General features: G+C 73.6%; 19 protein-coding genes. 12 read left to right on the forward strand and 7 right to left on the reverse strand.

Features of this window, described 5'->3' with window-relative positions:
- Nucleotides 1–35 precede the first annotated feature (35 nt).
- Nucleotides 36–695, forward strand: coding sequence for an HAD family hydrolase (locus AB0927_RS02245; protein WP_366665576.1), 660 nt, complete (start codon nucleotides 36–38; stop codon nucleotides 693–695).
- Between the two features lie 279 nt (nucleotides 696–974).
- On the opposite strand, the gene AB0927_RS02250 is transcribed toward AB0927_RS02245, so the two are convergent.
- Nucleotides 975–1,835 (reverse strand): alpha/beta hydrolase, encoded by an 861-nt coding sequence (locus AB0927_RS02250; RefSeq protein ID WP_366665577.1) that lies wholly within the window; start codon nucleotides 1,833–1,835, stop codon nucleotides 975–977.
- Between the two features lie 215 nt (nucleotides 1,836–2,050).
- Here AB0927_RS02250 and AB0927_RS02255 point away from each other — a divergent pair, with 215 nt between their 5' ends.
- Together AB0927_RS02255 and AB0927_RS02260 are read left to right on the forward strand one after the other, a co-directional pair.
- Complete coding sequence (locus AB0927_RS02255; RefSeq protein ID WP_366665578.1) at nucleotides 2,051–3,088, forward strand: SDR family oxidoreductase; 1,038 nt, start codon at nucleotides 2,051–2,053, stop codon at nucleotides 3,086–3,088.
- A gap of 23 nt (nucleotides 3,089–3,111) precedes the next feature.
- Entirely contained in the window at nucleotides 3,112–3,360 is a 249-nt protein-coding gene (locus tag AB0927_RS02260) for a hypothetical protein (protein WP_366665579.1), read from the forward strand.
- A gap of 13 nt (nucleotides 3,361–3,373) precedes the next feature.
- Here AB0927_RS02260 and AB0927_RS02265 read toward each other — a convergent pair whose 3' ends face one another.
- The 3 genes from AB0927_RS02265 to AB0927_RS02275 form a co-directional block, all read right to left on the reverse strand.
- Nucleotides 3,374–4,666 carry an ROK family protein gene (locus tag AB0927_RS02265; protein WP_366665580.1) on the reverse strand — a complete coding sequence of 431 codons (1,293 nt, stop codon included), beginning with the start codon at nucleotides 4,664–4,666 and terminating at the stop codon, nucleotides 3,374–3,376.
- A gap of 137 nt (nucleotides 4,667–4,803) precedes the next feature.
- Nucleotides 4,804–5,685, reverse strand: a complete 882-nt coding sequence (locus tag AB0927_RS02270) for a GNAT family N-acetyltransferase (protein ID WP_366665581.1) — start codon at nucleotides 5,683–5,685, stop codon at nucleotides 4,804–4,806.
- 175 nt (nucleotides 5,686–5,860) lie between these two features.
- On the reverse strand, nucleotides 5,861–6,742 hold the full coding sequence (locus tag AB0927_RS02275) for a DUF3626 domain-containing protein (protein WP_366665582.1): 882 nt from the start codon (nucleotides 6,740–6,742) through the stop codon (nucleotides 5,861–5,863).
- Between the two features lie 81 nt (nucleotides 6,743–6,823).
- Between AB0927_RS02275 and AB0927_RS02280 the strand changes: the two genes are divergently transcribed.
- The 3 genes from AB0927_RS02280 to AB0927_RS02290 all read left to right on the forward strand — a co-directional run bounded on the left by AB0927_RS02280 (nucleotide 6,824) and on the right by AB0927_RS02290 (nucleotide 9,981).
- Entirely contained in the window at nucleotides 6,824–7,318 is a 495-nt protein-coding gene (locus tag AB0927_RS02280; protein WP_366665583.1) for an FBP domain-containing protein, read from the forward strand.
- A 137-nt stretch (nucleotides 7,319–7,455) separates the two neighbouring features.
- A complete protein-coding gene (locus AB0927_RS02285) occupies nucleotides 7,456–8,706 on the forward strand; it encodes an aromatic acid exporter family protein (RefSeq protein WP_366665584.1) in 1,251 nt (416 codons plus the stop codon).
- Nucleotides 8,707–8,787: 81 nt separating this feature from the next.
- The gene (locus AB0927_RS02290; protein WP_366665585.1) at nucleotides 8,788–9,981 is read left to right on the forward strand and encodes a lactonase family protein; all 1,194 of its coding nucleotides are present in this window, start codon (nucleotides 8,788–8,790) and stop codon (nucleotides 9,979–9,981) included.
- A 41-nt stretch (nucleotides 9,982–10,022) separates the two neighbouring features.
- On the opposite strand, the gene AB0927_RS02295 is transcribed toward AB0927_RS02290, so the two are convergent.
- Entirely contained in the window at nucleotides 10,023–10,628 is a 606-nt protein-coding gene (locus tag AB0927_RS02295; protein WP_366665586.1) for a TetR/AcrR family transcriptional regulator, read from the reverse strand.
- Nucleotides 10,629–10,747: 119 nt separating this feature from the next.
- On the opposite strand from AB0927_RS02295, the gene AB0927_RS02300 reads away from it, so the two are divergent.
- Nucleotides 10,748–12,241 (forward strand): cytochrome P450, encoded by a 1,494-nt coding sequence (locus AB0927_RS02300; protein ID WP_366665587.1) that lies wholly within the window; start codon nucleotides 10,748–10,750, stop codon nucleotides 12,239–12,241.
- A gap of 27 nt (nucleotides 12,242–12,268) precedes the next feature.
- Here the strand turns inward: AB0927_RS02300 and AB0927_RS02305 are convergent, their stop codons facing one another.
- Nucleotides 12,269–13,144 (reverse strand): pentapeptide repeat-containing protein, encoded by an 876-nt coding sequence (locus tag AB0927_RS02305; protein WP_366665588.1) that lies wholly within the window; start codon nucleotides 13,142–13,144, stop codon nucleotides 12,269–12,271.
- A gap of 213 nt (nucleotides 13,145–13,357) precedes the next feature.
- Here AB0927_RS02305 and AB0927_RS02310 point away from each other — a divergent pair, with 213 nt between their 5' ends.
- Complete coding sequence (locus AB0927_RS02310; RefSeq protein ID WP_366665589.1) at nucleotides 13,358–14,512, forward strand: glutathione-independent formaldehyde dehydrogenase; 1,155 nt, start codon at nucleotides 13,358–13,360, stop codon at nucleotides 14,510–14,512.
- Nucleotides 14,513–14,557: 45 nt separating this feature from the next.
- Here the strand turns inward: AB0927_RS02310 and AB0927_RS02315 are convergent, their stop codons facing one another.
- Nucleotides 14,558–15,859 (reverse strand): alpha/beta fold hydrolase, encoded by a 1,302-nt coding sequence (locus AB0927_RS02315; RefSeq protein ID WP_366665590.1) that lies wholly within the window; start codon nucleotides 15,857–15,859, stop codon nucleotides 14,558–14,560.
- Nucleotides 15,860–16,174: 315 nt separating this feature from the next.
- On the opposite strand from AB0927_RS02315, the gene AB0927_RS02320 reads away from it, so the two are divergent.
- The 4 genes from AB0927_RS02320 to AB0927_RS02335 all read left to right on the forward strand — a co-directional run bounded on the left by AB0927_RS02320 (nucleotide 16,175) and on the right by AB0927_RS02335 (nucleotide 20,263).
- A complete protein-coding gene (locus AB0927_RS02320; protein WP_366665591.1) occupies nucleotides 16,175–16,930 on the forward strand; it encodes a (Fe-S)-binding protein in 756 nt (251 codons plus the stop codon).
- The gene (locus AB0927_RS02325; protein WP_366665592.1) at nucleotides 16,927–18,402 is read left to right on the forward strand and encodes a LutB/LldF family L-lactate oxidation iron-sulfur protein; all 1,476 of its coding nucleotides are present in this window, start codon (nucleotides 16,927–16,929) and stop codon (nucleotides 18,400–18,402) included. Before AB0927_RS02320 ends, AB0927_RS02325 begins: the two co-directional genes overlap by 4 nt.
- Entirely contained in the window at nucleotides 18,399–19,043 is a 645-nt protein-coding gene (locus AB0927_RS02330) for an LUD domain-containing protein (protein ID WP_366665593.1), read from the forward strand. The genes AB0927_RS02325 and AB0927_RS02330 overlap by 4 nt, the downstream gene beginning before the upstream one ends.
- A 65-nt stretch (nucleotides 19,044–19,108) precedes the next feature.
- The gene (locus AB0927_RS02335; protein WP_366665594.1) at nucleotides 19,109–20,263 is read left to right on the forward strand and encodes a betaine/proline/choline family ABC transporter ATP-binding protein; all 1,155 of its coding nucleotides are present in this window, start codon (nucleotides 19,109–19,111) and stop codon (nucleotides 20,261–20,263) included.

Consider the following 20,263-nt stretch of genomic DNA (forward strand, 5'->3'; position numbering starts at 1 on the left):
GGATCGGGAGAGCCGGAGCCAGAGAGAGGGCCGGGATGGAACAGCGCGCCGCCGTCTTCGATGTCGACGGGACCCTCGTCGACACCAATCACCTGCACGTCGTCACCTGGTGGGAGGCCTTCCGGCAGGCCGGTCACACCGTCCCCATGCACGCCGTGCACCGGGCCGTCGGCCTCGGTTCGTCGGACCTGGTCGCGCACCTGCTCGGCGAGGACCGCGACCGCGACGAGGACGCCGCACTCGGCGCCGCGCACAAGGCGCTGTACGGCCAGTACTTCGACCGGCTCCCCGCCCTGCCGGGCGCCGGCGAGCTGCTGCGACGGCTGCGCCACGACGGCTGGACGGTGGTCCTCGCCACCTCGGCGAGCGGTTCGGAGCTGGGCGCGCTGCGCCGGGCGATCGACGCGGACGACGCCATCGAGGCCACCGCGAGCAGCGAGGACGTGCGGGAGGGCAAGCCCGCCGCGGAGCCGGTGGAACACGCGCTGGAGCTGGCCGGGGTGCCGGCCTCGCGGGCGGTGTTCGTCGGGGACACGGTGTGGGACATGCGGGCGGGCGCCAAGGCGGGGGTGCGGTGCGTGGGGGTGCTGTGCGGCGGGATCCCCCGGGCCGATCTGGAGGAGGCCGGTGCGCAGGCGGTCTACGCGGACCCCGCCGACCTGCTCGCCCGTCTGGACACCAGCCCGCTGACCTGAGCGTTCCGCCGTGTGGCGCAGCTCACGGAGGGTGGTGGAACAGCGGAGGACCCTCGCCCGTTGAACCATCCGTGGGTACGGACGGGACAGTGTCCCCGGGCCTCACCTTCTGCACACAGGGACGATCGTTCGGCTGAAGCCCTGTGGAGCGTCTCGCCGAGAGGCGACCGCCGTTCGCACCCACCTCAGACCGCCCCGGCCGTGCGTCCCCCCGTCACGGCCGGGGCTTTCCACGTGCGCCCGGGCCCGCGCGGGGCTCACCGCCGCGCCCGGCGGCCGTCAGACCCCGGCGGTGGCCGCCGTGGCCCCGACCGTGCCGAGGAACTCCCGCAGATCCGCGGTGAGCCGTTCCGCGTGCGTGAAGAACAGGCCGTGGCCGCCCCTGTCGTACACCTTCAGCGCGGCGCCCGGCACCAGCCGGGCCAGCCGCTCGCCCGTGTGGGCCAGGGGCGCGGAGGTGTCGTGGGTGCCGTGCACGACGAGCACCGGTACGTCCACGGCGGGCAGCTCGTCGGTGAGGTCGAGGCCGGTCACCAGGGCCCGAAGGCCGGTGGAGGCGCGGGGCGTGGCCCTCAGGCAGCGGTCGATGAGACGGCTGACATAGGCGTCCGAGACCTCGTTTCCCGCGCTGGAGACGGCGAAGAACGCGTCCGCGGAACGGGCGAACCACGCGGGCCGGTCGCGCCGGAAGAGCTCGTCGTCGGCGCGCGCGAGCGCCGGATCCACGCCGTCGGGCAGCCGCTCGGAACGCAGGATCCCGGGACTGACGCCGCAGACCAGGACGGCCCCGGCCACCCGGTCCGAGCCGTGCCGGGTCAGACAGCGCACCACCTCGGCGGTGCCGACGGAGTGCCCGATCAGGGTGACCTCGCGCAGGCCGAGATGGTCGAGCAGCCCCTGGAGGTCGTCGGCGAGGGTGTCGAGGTCGTACCCCCGCCAGACGTCGTCCGAGCGCCCGTGACCGCGCCGGTCCAGGCCCACACAGCGGTATCCGGCCTCCGCGAGCGGCAGCATCTGGTGCTCCCACATCTCGTGGCCCAGATAGGCGCTCGCGACGAAGACGGCGACGGCGCCGGAGGCGGGACCGTGGTCGGCGTAGTGCAGCCGGGTGCCGTCGACAGGGCTCTCGTAGTACGGCATGGGGGTCCTCCTCGGGATGCGGCTCGGATGCACCGGCGGGCCCACGGACCTCGGCCGGCCGGTGATCCCGATCGTGCCCGGAACGGACCCCGGGGTCGATTACCCGGCACGTCAAGCACGTGTGTCCGGGTGGGTGGCATGCGTGTGCGGGCCGGTCGCCCGGGTACCCGGCCGGTCGTCGCGGGACCTTCGCCCGAGGACGGAAGGAGCCGAAGGTGAGCAGCTCAGCGGGCAGCACGGTGGTGGTCACCGGGGCCACCGGAAATGTCGGAACGAGCGTGGTGCGCCTGCTCTCCCAGGACCCCGGGATCGCCTCGGTACGGGGCATCGCGCGCCGTAGGCCCGAGTGGTCGCCGCCGAGGACCGAGTGGTCCGCCGTCGACCTCTCGTCGGACCGGGCGGACCCGGACCTCGCCGAGCGGTTCGCGGGCGCGGACGCGGTGGTCCATCTGGCGTGGGCGTTCCAGCCGACGCACGATCCGGCGACCACGTGGCGGACCAACGTGCTCGGCAGCATCCGGGTGTTCGAGGCGGTCGCCGCGGCCCGGGTGCCGGTCCTTGTGCACGCCTCGTCCGTGGGGGCGTACTCGCCGGGGCCCAAGGACCACGCGGTGGACGAGTCCTGGCCGACGCACGGCTGGCCGGACGCGGCGTACTGCCGGGAGAAGGCGTATCTGGAACGCACCCTGGACGTGTTCGAGCGCGACCACCCGGAGGTGCGGGTGGTGCGGATGCGGCCGGCGTTCCTGTTCAAGCGGGAGTCGGCGAGCGAGCAGCGCCGGATCTTCGCGGGACGCTTCCTGCCCGGCCCGCTGGCCCGGCCCGAACTGCTGCCGTTCCTGCCGGACATCCCCGGGCTGCGCGTCCAGGCCCTGCACACCGACGACGCCGCCGAGGCCTACCGGCTCGCGGTGCACTCGGAGACGGCCCGCGGCGCCTTCAACCTCGCCGCCGACCCCCCGCTCGACGCCGCGGTCCTCGGCACCCTGCTGGGCGCCCGCCCGGTACGGCTGCCCCGTACGGCCGCCCGCTCGGCCATCGCCACGGCCTGGAGCCTGCGTCTGCTGCCGGCCTCGCCGCACCTGTTCGACGCGGTGCTGCGGCTGCCCCTGATGGACTGCGCGCGAGCGCACCAGGAGCTGGGCTGGCAGCCCCGGTGGACGGCGACGGAGGTGCTGGAGGAGTTCCTGGACGGGCTGCAGCGGGGCAGCGGACTGGACACCGCGCCGCTGCACGGCAGCAAAGTGGGCTGAACGGGGAGGAAGGCGAGAACATCATGGCCGCACAGCGCGAACAGGAACCCGGCAGGTCCCCGGACCCGGTGCCCAGGGACATGCCCGACCAGCAGACCCAGTCCGACGACCCCTGGGAGGTCCCCGCGGACGGCTCGCCGGGCGCCTCGGGCGAAAGCCCGGACGAGGACGGCGTGCCCGACACCGACGAGGCCGGCGCCGGCCCCCGCGGCGCGCCGCGCACGGGCACCGTGCACCCGGAGCACCCGGGTCCGGACGAGTCGCCCGACTGACGGCCGCGGTGGGTTACCCGCCCGGCGTCCGCTCCCGCAGCGCCGTCCGCCAGGCGGGCAGCGGGGTCTCGGGGGCCGGGGCGGGGCGGTGGCCGCCGCCGGCGAAGAAGTCGGCCAGGGGAAGGATCGCCGCGCCGACGGTCACGGCGTCCGGACCGAGGCGGCCGAGTTCGATGGTGACCTTGTCGGCGGGGTGGCGCAGGGCGTACGTCGTCGCGTGCCGGCGTACGGCGGGCAGGAACCGGGAGCCGAGCTGGAGTCCGGCCCAGCCGCCGACGATGATCCGCTCGGGCTGGAAGAGGTTGATCAGGTCGGACAGGCCCGCCCCCAGGTATTCGGCGGTCTCCTCCAGCACCGCCAGCGCCACCGGGTCCGCCGTGCCGCCCTCCGCCGGGTAGGCGGCGGCGAGCATGGCGGTGAGCGCGGTCTCCTCGTCGGCGTCGGCCGGCGGGCACCCGCCCGCCTCGCGCCAGCGGGCGAGCAGCGACTCGGCGCCCGCGTACGCCTCCAGGCAGCCCGGGGCACCGCAGCGGCAGCGGCGCCCGCGGACCCGTACCGTCAGATGGCCCCACTCGACGGCCCGTCCGCGTTCCACCTCGGGGGTCACCAGACAGGCGCCGACACCGGAGCCGAACAGCACGACGGCCGCGTTGCGGGCGCCCCGGCCCGCGCCGAACCACATCTCGGCCTGGCCGAGGGTCTTGGCGCCGTTCTCTATGAAGTACCGCACCGCCCGCGGCAGTCCGGCGGCGGACCGGAGCAGCTGCTCCAGCGGGACCGCGTCCCAGCCGATGGTCTGCCCGTGCACGACGGCGCCCCGGTCGGCGGTGTGCTCGACGATGCCGGGGACGCCGACGCCGACGCCCAACAGCCGTTCGGGATCGGCGGCTTGGGCGGCGAGGACCTCGGCGACCCCGTCGCGGATGTGCCCGGCGATGACGTCGGCGTCGTAGCGCTGCGGGGTCAAGGGCCGTTCGGTGCGGGCCAGTTCGGTTAGGGCGAGGTCGAACAGCTCGACCCGGACGCGGGTTTCGCCGACGTCGACGCCGATCATCTGTCCGCTGTCCGGGGCGACGCGCAGCAGGGTTCGGGGCCGGCCGCCGTCGGAGTCGACGCTGCCGGCCTCCTCGACCAGTCCGTCGGCGGCCAGGTCGGCGACCACGTTGCTGACCGAACCGGAGCTGAGACCGGTGGCCGGGCCCAGCTCGAAGCGGCTCAGCGGGCCGTCGAAGTACAGCCGCTGGAGTACGGCGGTACGGTTGCCCCGCCGGAGGTCACGCACCGTGCGCCCGTTCCGCCCCGCCATGCGGCTCCTTTCACGAACCATGCCCGACCTGCAACATACTCCTTCGGGCGACCGGAACGCGACTTTCCACCAACCCTTAGTTCATGCTGTGAGCTAAGGGACGGTCGCGCCCCGTGGTCCGCCGGGCGGGGCGGGGCTCAGAGGTCCAACTGGAACTCGTACGTGGTATGCGTCGGTATGTAGCCGAACGAGTCGTTGATGCGGCTCATGTAGGGATTGTTGTCGGCGGTGTCGGTGAGCAGGCCGCCGAGTTCGGGGTACCGCTCGCGGGCCTGAAGGATCGAGGCGGCCTTCATCCACCGGCCCAGGCCGTGCCCGCGGTGCTCCGGGAGCACTCCGGTGCCGTAGTGCTGCGCGTCCCCCTGGCCGCTGCCGGGGACGACCAGTTCGGTGAAGCCGACGATCGCGCCGTCACTCTCGCTGATCGCGACCACGGTGTGCAGGAGGTCGCCTCGCTTGGCCACGGCCGCCGCGGCGTCCCGGACCCGCTCCAGGTCCCAGGTGATCGTGCCGATATCGGTGCTGCCCATCGGCGTGTCGTCCATGGCGTGACGTGACAGGACGAAGGTCTCGGCGAGTTCGTCGGGGACCGTGCCCTCCCAGGACGCCAGCCGGTACCCGGGATGCGGCCGTTCGATGATCCCGGTGAGGGCCTCGGTGTCCGCGTCGGCCAGCGGGAGCCGGGTGTAGGTCAGGGTCAGGACCTTGCGGAAGTCCCGGGCCGCCAGGAACTCCTCGCCGGGAGAGCCGGCCTCCGCCTGGGTGATCATGGACCTCCGGCCGTCGGCGCGCGCGGCGGCCACGGCCGCCCGCAGCAGGAGGGAGCCGGTCCGCCGGCGCCGCTCGGCGGGATGGACGTGCAGTTCCAGCTCGGCGAGGTGGTCCTGCCCGGTCCGGGCGAACAGACGGAGGAACGCCGACCCGACGGGGACGCCGTCGGCGCCGGACGCCAGCCATGCCAGGCGGCGGCCGGAGGAGTCGGCTTCGGGATCGGTCAGCGCGGTGACGCGGACGGACAAGAGATCTCCTTGGAGAAGAGAAGCGGGGGGTACCTGGGCCCACTGCCGCTCACGACGGGGCAGCGCCTGACGGCGACGTGCGAACGCCGCCTGCCGAGCCGGTCGGCGGCCCGGCGAAGTCAACCGCGTCGGCCCGGGAGCGGCAAACGGATTTCCGGTACGTCGGCGGCTTCGCTCAGGACGCCGCCGCCGCGCTCGTCTCGGAGGTGCCCGCGCCCGCCGGGGCACCGAAGCGGGCCAGGGTGTGCCAGACCATCTTCAGGTGCTGAAGGTCGTAGCGGCCGGTGCGGGCGGCGTCGCCGAGGAGACGGGGGGTCAGGACGCCCGCCGAGGCGACGCGGGCGCCGAGGGCGGCGTACTCGGGGCCCCGGTAGCCGGCATGGTGGCGGAGCCGGTCGACGGTGAGGACGTAGCCGGGGTGCCATTCCACGGGGAACGGGAGGCGCCGGGCCGCCGTCTCCACGGGGGTGCCGCGGTAGCTCGCGTCCAGGACCAGTGCCTCGATGTCCCGGGCGAGCAGGACTCCCCCGTGCACGTGGCTCTCGATGTAGTCGTCGAGCGCGTCCCGCTCGTCCGCCTCGGCGAGGGCGATCAGCGGCATCGCGCCGGCCACGCCGAAGGCCGTCGGTTCGGCCGCGCTGTCCGGGTAGCAGAAGGTGGCGCGGGCCGTGACCGGCGCGGTGAGCCGTAAGTGCGAGGAACCGAACCGAGGTGCGGCGCCCACCACTTGGCGGCGGAAGTCCAGCGCGCCGTACACCGGCCGCTCCACGGGGTCGGCGTCGTCGTACACGCCTCCGAAGATCCGGCTCTCCCAGCGCCACCGGTCGCCGCCCCGGTGCGCGGTGAGCCCTCCGTTGCCGGTGCCGGTGACGAACTGCGAGTGGTAGGCGCCGTCCCGGGCGAGCGAGGTGAGGATCGACAGCCCGCCCGAGTGGCGGTCCGGGTGGAAGTTGAGGGTGATGCGCGGGCCGGGGGCCAGCGGCGGCCCGGACGCGTGGGCGGCCACGTGCCGCAGCGCGCGCCGGGCCCGTGCCGGAAGCCCGTCGGGGAAATCCATTGGCTCGCCCTCCCGTGGGATATCTAGGCTGCTCAGGGACCCATCCTCCGGGTCCGGCACACGCACGACGAAGGAATTTCCATGAGATCGCTCACCGAGCAGGACATCCGCGGCTCTTTCGTGAACTGCTCGAAGGGTGAGGCCAAGCGACTGGCCGTGCCGCGGGACCTTGAGGAACGGCCATGGGACCAGCTCGACTTCCTCGGCTGGCGGGATCCGGGCGCCCCCGACCGCAGCTACCTGGTCACCGAGCGGGCGGACGGGCTCGTCGGGGTCGCCCTGCGCTTCCCCTCCTCCCAGCACGGTTTCCTGCACCGCAGCATGTGCTCCCTGTGCCTGACCACGCACCGCGGCGGCGGGGTGTCCCTGATGACCGCGCGCAAGGCGGGCACCGCGGGCCGCGAGGGCAACTCGGTCGGCCTGTACATGTGCACGGACCTGGCCTGCTCCCTGTACGTGCGCGGCAGGAAGGTCCCCGACTCCGGGATGCGGATCGAGGAGAGCCTGACGGTGGAGGAGCAGATCGTTCGGACCACGGGCAATCTGTCCGCGTTCCTCGACAAGCTGTACGACTGAGCCGTCCCGGGCCCCGGCCCCGCCGCCACCCGCCCCCGGCCGGCGCCCCCGCCGTATGGCCCAACCCGCTCCTCCTGCCCCGGCCCCCCTCGAACCGGCACGTTCGACGCACCCGAGGAAGGGGAACAGGCCAAAGGATGCACGACGTACGCAAGGGGACCGAGGGACTGCTGCGCCTGGCCAAGCGCCGCCGGGAGCCGGTGGTCGTCCAGACGCTGCGGTCGGCCGCGGCGGCGACGATCGCCTATGTGATCGCGCTCCGGCTGAGTCCCGAGCCGGCCCCGCTGACCGCGCCCCTGACCGCGCTGCTGGTCGTCCAGGTGACGTTCTACGCCACGCTCACCAACGGCATCCGCCGGGTGAACTCGGTGGTGGCCGGCGTCCTGGTCGCCATCGCCTTCAGTGTGCTGGTGGGCCTGACCTGGTGGAGCCTCGCGCTGCTGATCGTGGCCTCGCTGGGCGTCGGCCATCTGGTACGGGTGGACGAGTACGTCGCCGAGGTGGCGATCAGCGCCATGCTGGTGCTCGGGGTGACCACGGTCGGGTTCACCGCCTGGGCGCGGATCGTGGAGACACTGATCGGCGCGGTCGTCGGCACCGCCTGCAACCTGCTGCTGCCGCCGCCGGTGTGGGTGGACAAGGCGGGCCAGTCGGTCGAGGACCTGGCGCGCCGGGTGCGGCAGTTGATGCTGCGGATGGGTGAGGAGGCCGCGGACCGCATCCCCTGGGAGCGGGCGGCCGAGCGGCTGCACGAGGCGCGCCGGCTCGACCAGTACATCGCCGAGGTCGACGCGTCGCTGCGGCAGGCCGAGGACAGCCTGCGGCTCAATCCGCGGGTCAAGGAGGGCCTGCTGCACCGGGTGGTGCTGCGCACCGGTCTGGACACGCTGGAGATCTGCACGGTGGTGCTGCGGGTACTGGCCCGTTCCTTCACCGACCTGGCGAAGGCCCGCGACTCCGACTACCTGTTCCCGCCCAGGGTCGGGGCGACCGTGGAGGAGCTGCTGTCCCAGATCGGCGACGCGGTGGTCAGCTTCGCGGTCCTGGTGACCGCCCATCTCAGCGCGGACGCCGAGTCCGCGGAGTCCCGGCTGACGGCCGAGCTGCACACCGCGGCCGGCACCCGCGACCGGCTGGCCGAGCAGCTTCGCGAGGAGATCCGCAAGGACTGGGCGCACTGGCAGCTGCTGGGCGCCGTGCTGACCGAGACGACCCGGATGATCGACGAGCTGGACACCGAGCACCGCACCGAACGCCTGCTGGAGGAGCTGGACCGGGTCTCCCGCGAGCAGCGCGCCAAGCTGCCCCGGATAACCCGGCTGCGCGAGCGGCTCGGCGTACAGGAGGAGCTGTGGCGCCGTACGGGGTTCGGCGACCGCACCTCGTGAGCGGGCGGGACCGGGTTTGCCTTGAGGGGCCGGCTCGGGCGAGGGTGACTGTTCATGACCGGGGCGATCCGAGGTGGGCGAATGGGCACGCGGGCAGGGGCGGGCGGCCGCTGGAGCCGACGCCGGTTCATCGGGATGGGGGCGGGTGCGGCCGCCGTGGTGGCGGTGCCGTCACCGGCCGCCCCTCCCCCGGGCGCCGCGCCGGCCGGCGCCCCGGGCCGTGCGCCCGCCGGCCGTTCCGCCGGGCCCCGCCCGCTGTACCTGGGCACCTACACCTCCGCCCCGGGCGGCGGCACCGGCATCGGGCTCGCGTCGTACGACCCGGAGTCGGGGCTGATCACCGGCTCCGGCACGCTCACCGGGGTCCCCGACCCGTCGTATCTCACCGTTCACCCGGACGGCCGGACGCTGTACGCGGTGGACGAGCGCCAGGACGGCGGGGTGACGGCCGTACGGCTCGGCGACCGGCGCGTCCTCGGCACGCGGAGCACCGGCGGCGCGGGCCCCTGCCATCTGTCGGTGCACCCGTCCGGGCGGTGGCTGCTCAGCGCGAACTACGGGTCCGGCAGCGTCGCCGTGCATCCGATCGACGCCTCGGGCGCCCTGGGCGAGCGCACCGCCCTGGTCACCCACACCTCCCCGCCGCCCGGCCCCGGCCAGGAGGGGCCGCACGCGCACCAGTTCCTCGCCGGGCCCGACGGCCGCCATCTGCTCGCGGTCGACCTCGGCACCGACACCGTGTACACCTACCGCCTGCACGCCACGAAGGGCACGCTCACCGAGGTGGGCCGGGCGCACACCCGGTCCGGCGCGGGGCCCCGCCATCTGACCTTCCATCCGGGCGGGCGGCACGCCTATCTGGCCAACGAGGTGGACGACACGGTCGTCGTCTGCGCCTACGATCCCGCCACCGGCCGGCTGACGATCGGCGAGCCGCAGTCCACCGGCGCCTCCGGGGACGTCACCAACTACCCGGCGCAGCTCCTGGTCACGGCGAACGGCCGGTACGCCTTTCTCGCCAACCGCGGCGACAACAGCCTCGCCCGGTACGCGGTCGAGGCCGGCGGGGCCGGGCTGCGACTGCTCGGCACGGTGCCGGTGCGCGGGGACTTCCCACGGCAGATCGCGTTCTCTCCGGACGGCCGGCTGCTGTTCGCGGCGAACCAGCGCTCCGGCACGGTCACCGTCTTCCACGTCGACGCCGACCGCGGTGAACTGCGGCCCGCGGGCGAGCCGTTCGCCTCGCCCGTCGCCGTCTGCGCCCTGCCGCTGTAGCGCCCGCGAAGCGTAGGCCGCGAGGCGCGCACTCCCGCGCCTCAGGCGATGGCGCCCAGCAGGGCCCGCGCGCACAGGTCGCGCACCTGTTCCCGGCTCAGCTCGCCGTCGCGCAGCCACTCCAGGCAGACGGCGGTGGTGAAGGCGAGCCAGCCGCGCACGGCGACACGCGGCAGCGGGGCGCGCTCGAAGAGGGGCCCGAACTCGGGGTCGGCCGCGAGGGCGGCCAGGATCTGCTTCTCCTGCGCGGCGAGCGCCCGCTGGTAGACCCGGCGTACGGCCTGGTCGCCGGCGGCGTCGGCGCGGTGGAAGGCGCGGAAGCCGTGGGCGTGGGCCTGGACGTAGCCGAGGTAGGTGTCGAGCCCCGCGGTCAGTTGCTCGCGCGCCGGCACGCCCGGCTCGGCCGCCGTCATGCGCAGCATCCGCTCGCTCTCGCGCTCCACGACCGCCGCGAAGAAATCCCGCTTGGTCGGGAAGTAGTGGTACAGGAGCCCCCGGGAGACCCCGGCGAGGTCGGCGACCCGCTCGATCCACACGTCGTCGTACGGACTCTCCGAGAACAGTCGCGCGCCGACCGACAGCAGTTGCTCACGGCGTTCGCCGGTGCTGAGTCGGCGCCGGACGCGTTCCCCCTGGTTCGCGGGCATGGCGTCACTTTACTTGACGTCGGTTCAACAAGCGGATCACACTGAGGACCGTTATTGAATCCACGTACAACAGGCGCCGGCGGGCTCGACGCCCCGCCTGTTCAAGGGAGATCGGCGTCATGGCGGAGACGGCGGAGGGTTCCCGGACCGCGGGGTCCACGGATGCGGCGGCTCCGGCGCTGCCGAAGGGTTTCCGGAGTGCCGAGCTGGGCTGGCCCGAGCTCGACCGGATCCCGCATCCGCCGCACCGGCTGCCGCTGCTCGGCGATGTGGTGGGCGTCGACCGGCGCAAGCCCGTCCAGGACTCGATGCGCTTCGCGCGCCGGCTGGGACCGGTCTTCCGGCGCCGGATCTTCAACAAGGAGATCGTCGTGGTGTGGGGGGCGGCTCCGGCCGCCGACCTCGCCGACGAGTCCCGGTTCGCCAAGCACGTCGGGCTGGGCGTGGCCAACCTCCGGCCGATCGCCGGGGACGGGCTGTTCACCGCGTACAACCACGAGCCCAACTGGCAGCTGGCGCACGACGTCCTGGTGCCCGGGTTCAGCCGGGAGGCGATGGAGGGCTACCACGGGATGATGCTGGCGGTCGCCGGGCGGCTGACCGACAGCTGGGACCGCGAACTGGCCGCCGGGCGGGCGGTGGACGTGCCCGGGGACATGACCAAGCTGACCCTGGAGACCATCGCGCGGACCGGGTTCGGGCACGACTTCGGTTCCTTCGAGCGGGACCGGCCGCACCCCTTCGTCACGGCGATGATCGGCACGCTGACCTACGCCCAGCGGCTCAACGCCGTGCCCGGTCCGCTGGCACCGCTCCTGCTGCGCGGCGCCGCCCGGCGCAACGCGGCCGACATGGCGCTTCTGAACCGTACGGTCGACGCGCTGGTCGAGGAGCGGCGCGGGTCGGGCGGCGGCGAGGGGGACCTGCTGGACCGGATGCTGGCCACGGAGCACCCGGTGACCGGCGAGCGGCTGTCCGCGGAGAACGTCCGCCGGCAGGTCATCACCTTCCTGGTCGCCGGGCACGAGACCACCTCCGGCGCGCTCTCCTTCGCCCTGTACTACCTGGCCCGGCACCCGGACGTCGCCGCGAAGGCGCGCGCCGAGGTGGACCGCGTCTGGGGGGACACCGGGCGTCCCGGCTACGACCAGGTGGCCAAGCTGCGCTACGTGCGCCGGGTCCTCGACGAGTCGCTCCGCCTGTGGCCGACCGCCCCCGCCTTCGCCCGCGAGGCACGCGTGGACACGGTGCTGGCCGGGGACCACCCGATGCGCCGGGGCGCGTGGGCGCTGGTCCTCACCCCCATGCTGCACCGCGATCCGGAGGTCTGGGGCGCCGACGCGGAGGACTTCGACCCGGACCGCTTCAGCCCCCAGGCGGTCCGCGGCCGACCCGCGCACACCTTCAAGCCCTTCGGCACCGGGCTCCGCGCCTGCATCGGCCGCCAGTTCGCGCTCCACGAGGCCACCCTGGTCCTCGCCCTCCTCCTGCGCCGCTACGCCTTCCACGCGGACCCCGCCTACCGGCTGACGGTGACCGAGCGCCTGACCCTGATGCCGGAGGACTTCCGCCTGCGGCTCGAACGCCGTACGACACCGGGGCGGGCGGAGTAAGGGGTCAGCTCCCGGCCGGTGCCCCGCTCACGCCCAGTGCGCCGGCCGGCTCAGCGACCGCGGCAGTCTCGTGCCCGCGTTCCCCCGCGCCGCGTTGAGCTGGGGCTGGGTGAGGAAGAACGCGCCGGTCAGGTCCGCGTCGCGCAGGTCGGCGTCGCGCAGGTCGGCGCCGATCATGTCGGCGTCGCGCAGGTCCGCGCCCGTCAGGTCGGCGGCGATGAGGTACGCACCGCGCAGCGTCGCCCCGCGCAGGTCGGCGCCCCGCAGCCGGGCCCCCATCAGGTCCGCGCCCCGCCGGTCCTTGCCCTTGCCCTTCCCGCCCTTGCCGCCCTTCCCGCCCTTGCTGCCTTTCCCGCCCTTGCGGTCGGCCGCCCCGGCGCGGACCAGTTCGCTGGTGCGCAGGAGGAGGACGTTGATCTCCTGGCGGTGCGCGGCGACGTCCAGCACGGCCAGCTCCTCGGCGGGCCGCAGGCTGAGGCGCTCGGTCTCCGCGAGCGCCCGGCGCAGATCGGCGTGGACGGGCCGGGCGGCCGGCAGGGACAGCGCCTCGGTCAGGTACCAGAGCAGCTCGTGCAGCTGTCGTACGACGGGGAACACGTCGAACATCCGGCGGGCCTGCTCCTTGGGCGCCGTACGCCAGTCCTGCCCGTCGAAGGTGTGCCGCGAGACCTTCTGGCCCGCGCCGAAGCAGTCGTACACCGTGCAGCCGGTGAAGCCCTTGTCCCGCAGCCGGGCGTGGATGCCGCAGCGGTGGTCGTCGGCGAGGTTGGGGCACGGACTGCCCGCGGGCTTGTCGAGCGCGAAGTCGGCGGACGCGGCGAAGGGCAGGGCGACGCAGCACAGCCCGAAGCAGTTGCCGCAGTCCCCGCGCAGTTCCGGAGACCCGGCTGGCTGATCTGGCATGAGCACAGCCTACTGGGGCCGTCCGGCCGGAATCCCGGCCCCCCGAGCCGGGGTTGCGACCCCCGCCGTACGGGAGTTACCTGGAAGTACGGGCGGTGAAGCGCGCGCACGGGGGCTCCGGCACGTACCGAGGGCCCGGGTCGACGCCTGCTCCCCCGGCCCCGGCTCCACCTCGCCGCCGTCGTCCAGCGTTCCCCGCGGAGGTGACCCAAGGTGAAAGCCGTCGTCTACGAAAAGCCGTTCAGCGTGACGGTGCGGGACGTCGATGACCCGCGGATCCAGCACCCCAACGACGTGCTCGTACGCGTCACGTCGAGCGCGATCTGCGGCTCCGACCTGCACATGTACGAGGGCCGCACGGCGGCCGAGCCGGGCATCGTCTTCGGACACGAGAACCTCGGGGTGATCGAGGAGATCGGGGACGGCGTGACCTCGCTGTCCGTGGGGGACCGCGTCGTGATGCCGTTCAACGTGGCCTGCGGATTCTGCAAGAACTGCCTCGCCGGCGAGACCGGCTTCTGCCTCACGGTGAACCCCGGCTTCGCGGGCGGCGCGTACGGATACGTGGCCATGGGCCCGTACAAGGGCGGTCAGGCCGAACGTCTGCGGGTGCCCTTCGCCGACTTCAACTGTCTGAAACTGCCGCCGGGGGAACAGTTCGAGACCGAGTTCGTGCTGCTCGCGGACATCTTCCCGACCGGCTACCACGGCTGCGAGCTGGCCCAGGTGTCCCCCGGTGAGAGCGTGGCCGTCTACGGCGCCGGTCCGGTGGGCCTGATGTCCGCCTACTCGGCACTGCTGCGCGGCGCGTCCAAGGTGTTCGTGGTGGACCGGGTGCCCGAGCGGCTGGCCAAGGCGGAGCAGATCGGGGCCATCCCCATCGACTTCACCAAGGAAGACCCGGCCGAGCAGATCAGGGCGCAGACGAACGGCGAGGGCACCGACAAGGGCGTGGACGCCGTCGGCTACCAGGCCCAGGCGCACGACGACACCCACCACGAGGAACCGGCCATCGTGCTCAACGCGCTGGTGGAGACGGTGCGGGCGACCGGCAGGCTCGGCGTGCCGGGTCTGTACGTGCCCTCCGACCCGGGCGGACCCGACGAGCACGCCAAGCACGGCCAGCTCCTGGTCTCGATCGGCAGGATGTTCGAGAAGGGCCAGAAGGTGGGCACCGGGCAGTGCAACGTCAAGCGGTACAACCGCCAACTGCGCGATCTGATCATCGCCGGGCGGGCCAAGCCCGGCTTCGTGGTCTCCCATGAACTGCCGCTGGACCAGGCGCCGCAGGCGTACGAGAAGTTCGACAAGCGGATCGAGGGCTACACCAAGGTCGTCCTGCACCCCGGTCACGCGCTCGCTGCCTGAGGCTCGGGGTCCGGGTGCCCGGCGCGGGTGCCCGGACCCCTTGTGTCACGCCTCGTCCCGGACCACCGCGAGGAGCCGGTCCAGCACCCGGGGCGCGCCGGTGCGCAGCCCGTCGTGCTCGTACTCGTTGGTGACCCAGGCGCGCAGCCCGCGGATGGCGTCGGCCGTCCGCAGCGAGTGGCCGGCGTCGACGTACATGTCGTCGTGGTAGACGGCCGCGGCGACGGGGACCTCGTTGCCGGCGAGACGGTCGCGGTCGTACAGCGCGGGCCAGTCGGTGCGGGCGGCGAGCAGTTCGGCCGTCTCGCGCAGCGGGCGCAGCGCGGGATCCGTGTCGAACATCCAGGGGTGGACGGTCTCGCCGGTGAACAGCACCGGCGCGTCGCCCGCGAGCGCCTTCGCCGCGTCGAACTGCGGGAACTCGGCGCGCACGCGTTCGGCGGCCCACGCGGTGGGGCGGGTGTCCTGGCCGTAGATCGCCTCGTGGACGAGGGCGTAGAGGGGGTGGCCCGCGTACGACAGCAGGTTCTGGACCTGTTCCTGGAAGGCGTCCGCCAGCTCGTGTCCCGCCGGGGTGCGGACGAAGGCGTCCTCCAGCAGGTGGTGGAGGCGGTGGCTGCCGTCGCTGGTGCCGAGCATCAGGCCGAGGGACTGGAAGGCCTCGACGGTGAGGCGGTAGCCGTTCGGCAGGACCACGTCGTGCGTGAGCAGGTGGTCGGCGATCCGGCGGGCCCGCTCGACGTCTCGCGGATACCGGGCGTAGTGCGCGGTGACCTTGCGTTCGACGCGGGGGTAGGCGGCGCGGTAGACGTCCTCGGCGTGGGCGTCGAGGGAGGGCAGCCCGCCGGTGATCAGGGCGGTGTCCAGGCCCTCGGGGGCGAGCGAGAGGTACGACACCGTGCAGAACCCGCCGAAGCTCTGCCCGAGCACGGTCCAGGGCGCGCCGCCGGTGACCTCGGCCCGGACGGCCTCGCAGTCGCGCACGATGGAGTCGGCGCGGAAGCGGGCGAGGTAGTCGGCCTGCGCGGCCGGTCCCCCGCGCAGCGGCAGCGTCTGCCGGGTGGCGGGCGTGGAACGGCCGGTGCCGCGCTGGTCGAGCAGCAGCACCCGGTACTCGTCGAGCGCCCGGCCGAGCCACGCCTGCCGCCCGACGAAACGATTCGCCCCGAAGCCGGGACCGCCCTGGAGATACAGCAGCCAGGGCAGCTCCTTGTCCGCCTTGTCCCCCGCGACCACCTCCCGCGCGTACAACTCGATGCTCTCGCCGCCCGGCTCGGCGTGGTCGAGGGGCACGGTGAACCGGCGATCGGTCAGGACGACGCCGGGCTGGCGGTAGCTGGTGCTCAACGGGTCTCCCGGGAGGCGGTGGGACGGACGGGTCAAGTTCAGCACATGGGCGGGGACGCCAGACGAACAGGGGACAGTCTCCCCGCGGCGGCCCGCGCCGAAGCGTCGGCGACCGTTCCCGCCGCCTTCCGCGCGGGACGGCCCGCGCCGCGCGCCGGGGTCCGGTCCACTCCGGCGCGGCGCGGCGATTAGGGGGTGCCCGGCGGATCTTGGTGGAGGGAAGTCACGGCACGGTTTTGACCCCGCGTCTGCGCCAAGACCCGCCGGACACCCCCTAGGCTGCGATGGGCCCGTGACCGACCCCGAGGAGCCGCGATGCGTGTCGCCCTGTTCCTGACGTGTGTCAACGACACGCTCTATCCGGAGACCGGAAGAGCCGTGGTGAAGCTGCTCACGAGGCTGGGGGTCGAGGTCGATTTCCCCATGGGGCAGACGTGCTGCGGACAGGCGCACTACAACACCGGGTACCGGCACGAGGCGGAGCCGCTGGCGCGGCGCTTCGCCGAGGTGTTCGGGGAGTACGAGGCGGTCGTGACGCCCTCGGGCTCGTGCGGGGCGATGGTGCGCGAGCTGTATCCCCGGATGGGCGAGCGGGCCAGGGCGGAGGGGCGCGGGAACGCACTCGCGCGCGCCGTGGCGCCGGTGGTGCCGAAGACGTACGAGCTGACCGAGTTCCTGGTGGACGTGCTGGGCGTGACGGACGTGGGCGCCTGGTATCCGCACACGGTCACCTACCACCCGACCTGCCACAGCCTGCGCGGCCTGCGCCTGGGTGACCGGCCGCGCCGGCTGCTGGCGGCCGTCAAAGGGCTGGACCTGGTGGAGTTGCCGGGTGCGGACGAGTGCTGCGGGTTCGGCGGCACCTTCGCGGTGAAGAACGCCGCGGTGTCGGCGGCGATGGGCACCGACAAGGTGCGCAACGCCGAGTCGACGGGCGCCGAGGTGCTGTGCGCGGCCGACAACTCCTGTCTGATGCACATCGGCGGCACCATGAGCCGGCTACGGGTGGGCATGCGTCCCGTCCACCTCGCGGAGATCCTGGCGAGCACGGAGGAGGACCCGGCGGTATGAGCAGCACGTTCGTCGGCATGCCGGCGTTTCCCGAGGCCGCGCGCGACGCCGTCGGCAACCCCACGCTGCGCGCGAACCTGCGGCACGCCACCCACACCATCCGCGCCAAACGGGCCGGTGCGGTCGCCGAGTTGGCCGACTGGGCCGAGCTGCGCGAGGCGGGCCGCCTGATCAAGGACCACACGCTGCGCCATCTCGACCGCTATCTGGAGCAGTTGGAGGCGTCGGTGACCGCGGCCGGCGGCACGGTCCACTGGGCCGCCGACGCCGACGAGGCCAACCGGATCGTCACCCGACTGGTCAAGGAGACCGGCGAGTCGGAGGTCGTCAAGGTCAAGTCGATGGCCACCCAGGAGATCGGGCTCAACGAGGCGCTGGAGGCCGAGGGCATCCGTGCCTACGAGACCGATCTCGCCGAGTTGATCGTGCAGTTGGGCAGGGACCGCCCCTCGCACATCCTCGTCCCGGCCATCCACCGCAACCGCGGCGAGATCCGCGACATCTTCGCCCGGGAGATGGGTGCCTGGGGCCGCCCGGCGCCCGAGGACCTGACCGACACGCCCGCCGACCTCGCCGAGGCGGCACGGCTGCACCTGCGGGAGAAGTTCCTGCGGGCCAAGGTCGGCGTCTCCGGCGCCAACTTCATGGTCGCCGAGACCGGCACCCTGGTCGTGGTGGAGTCCGAGGGCAACGGGCGGATGTGCCTGACCCTGCCGGAGACGCTGATCTCGGTCGTCGGCATCGAGAAGGTCGTGCCCACCTGGCGCGACCTGGAGGTCTTCCTCCAGACCCTCCCCCGCTCCTCCACCGCCGAACGGATGAACCCCTACACCAGCACCTGGACGGGGACCACCGGCCAGGACGGCCCGCGCGCCTTCCACCTCGTGCTGCTCGACAACGGCCGCACCGACGTCCTCGCCGACCAGGTCGGCCGCCAGGCGCTGCGCTGCATCCGCTGCTCGGCCTGCCTCAACGTCTGCCCCGTCTACGAGCGGGCCGGCGGACACGCCTACGGCTCCGTCTACCCCGGCCCCATCGGCGCCATCCTCACCCCTCAGCTCCGGGGCACCGCGAGCGAGATCGACGCCTCGCTGCCGTACGCGTCGAGCCTGTGCGGGGCCTGCTACGAGGTGTGCCCGGTCGCCATCGACATCCCCGAGGTGCTGGTGCACCTGCGCGAACGGGTCGTCCAGGGCGGCCCCGCGGTGCGGCGGGGCAACAAGGTGGTGCTGCGCCCGGCCAAGGGGCACGCGGCCGAGCGCGCCGCGATGCGCGCGGCTGCCTGGGCGTTCGGGCACCCGGGCGCCCTGCGCACCGGCCAGCGGCTCGCCTCCGGCACCCGCCGGCTGCACCCCCGTACCCTGCCGGGCCCGGGACGGGCGTGGTCCGGCACCCGGGATCTGCCGACGCTGCCCGCGGAGCCGTTCCGCGACTGGTGGCAGCGCACGCGCGGCGGAAAGGACGCCAAGTGAACAGCAGGGAGCGGATCCTGGGCCGGGTGCGGCGCGCGCTCGCCGACGTCCCCGCGGACGAGCGGCCGTACGAGGAGGCCGTGCCGCGGGACTATCTGCGCGAGCACGGCGAGCGGAGCGCCGAGGAGACGGTCGAGCTGCTGGCCGAGAACCTCGCGGACTACCGGGCGGTCGTGCACCGCACCGCCGCGGAGGAACTGCCGCTGCTGGTCATGCGGTTGCTGGCCGCGCGCGGCTCCCAGGAGGTGCTGGTGCCGCCCGGGCTGCCGCCCTGGTGGCTGGCCGCCGCCGACCCGGCACGGATCCTCGACCGGGCCGCGCTCACCCCGCGGCGCCTGGACCGGGTCGGCAGTGTGGTGACGGGCTGCGCCGTGGCGATCGCCGAGACCGGCACCCTCGTCCTGGACGGCTCCCCCGACCAGGGCCGGCGCCGCATCTCGCTCATCCCCGACCACCACATCTGCGTGGTCCGGGTACCCGGCCAGGTGGTGGCCTCGGTGCCCCAGGCCCTCGAACGCCTCGACCCCGGCCGCCCGTCGACCTGGATCTCCGGTCCCTCGGCCACCAGCGACATCGAACTGGACCGGGTGGAGGGCGTCCACGGACCGCGCACCCTGGAAGTGATCCTGCTGGACGAATGACCGCCGGTACGGCGGCCGGCCGCCCCCACCGCGCGTCGTGCCGAAGCCGCCCCTAACGTGAGGGCATGATCCGGTTCGAGCACGTCACCAAACGCTACCCGGACGGTACGACGGCGGTGGACGACCTCTCCTTCGAGGTGGCCGAGGGCGAGCTGGTGACGCTGGTCGGCCCCTCGGGCTGCGGCAAGACCACGACCATGATGATGGTGAACCGGCTCATCGAGCCGACCTCGGGGCGGATCCGCGTCGCCGGCGAGGACATCGCCGGCGTCGACCCGGTGCGGCTGCGCCGCCGCATCGGATACGTCATCCAGCAGGTGGGACTCTTCCCGCACCGCACGGTGCTGGACAACACGGCGACCGTGCCCGCGCTGCTCGGCTGGAAACGGGCGAAGGCACGGGCCAGGGCCGCCGAGCTGCTGGACCTGGTCGGCCTGGACCCGAAGACGTACGGGCCGCGCTATCCCGAGCAGTTGTCCGGCGGGCAGCGGCAGCGGGTCGGTGTGGCACGGGCGCTCGCGGCGGATCCGCCGGTGCTGCTGATGGACGAGCCGTTCGGCGCGGTCGACCCGGTGGTGCGCGAGCAGTTGCAGGACGAGTTCCTGCGGATGCAGGCGGCGGTGCGCAAGACGGTGCTGCTGGTCACCCACGACATCGAGGAGGCCGTCCGGCTGGGCGACCGCATCGCCGTGTACGGACAGGGACGCCTCGAACAGCTCGACACCCCGGGGGCGGTGCTGGGGGCGCCCGCCACGCCGTACGTCGCTTCCTTCGTGGGCGCGGACCGGGGGCTGAAGCGGCTCTCGGTGACCGCGATCGAGCCGGACGACCTCCAGCAGCCGCCCGTGGCCCGGCCGGACGAGCCCGCCGCACGGGCGCGGGAGCGGCTGCGGGAGCGGGGCGCGCGCTGGGCGGTCGTCCTGGACGCGCACGGCGACCTTCGCGGCTGGGTCGGCGTCGAGGATCTCGCGGCGGGCGGCTCGGTCGGGGCTCTCGCCCACCGGATGACCGCGTGGGTGCCGGTCGGGGCGCCGCTGAAGCAGGCGTTCGGGATGATGCTCCAGTACGACGCCGGGTGGGTCGCGGTGCTGGACGGGGCGCGCTTCCTCGGCGTGCTGACCCCGGCGAAGCTGCACGAGGCGCTGCGCCGTTCGGTGGACGCGGACGCGCGGGGCGTGGCGCGCGCCCAGGTGCCCTTCGACTCCGTGTCGGACGCGTGA

The sequence above is a fragment of the Streptomyces sp. NPDC048106 genome, from assembly GCF_040706415.1.
Classification (GTDB): domain Bacteria; phylum Actinomycetota; class Actinomycetes; order Streptomycetales; family Streptomycetaceae; genus Streptomyces.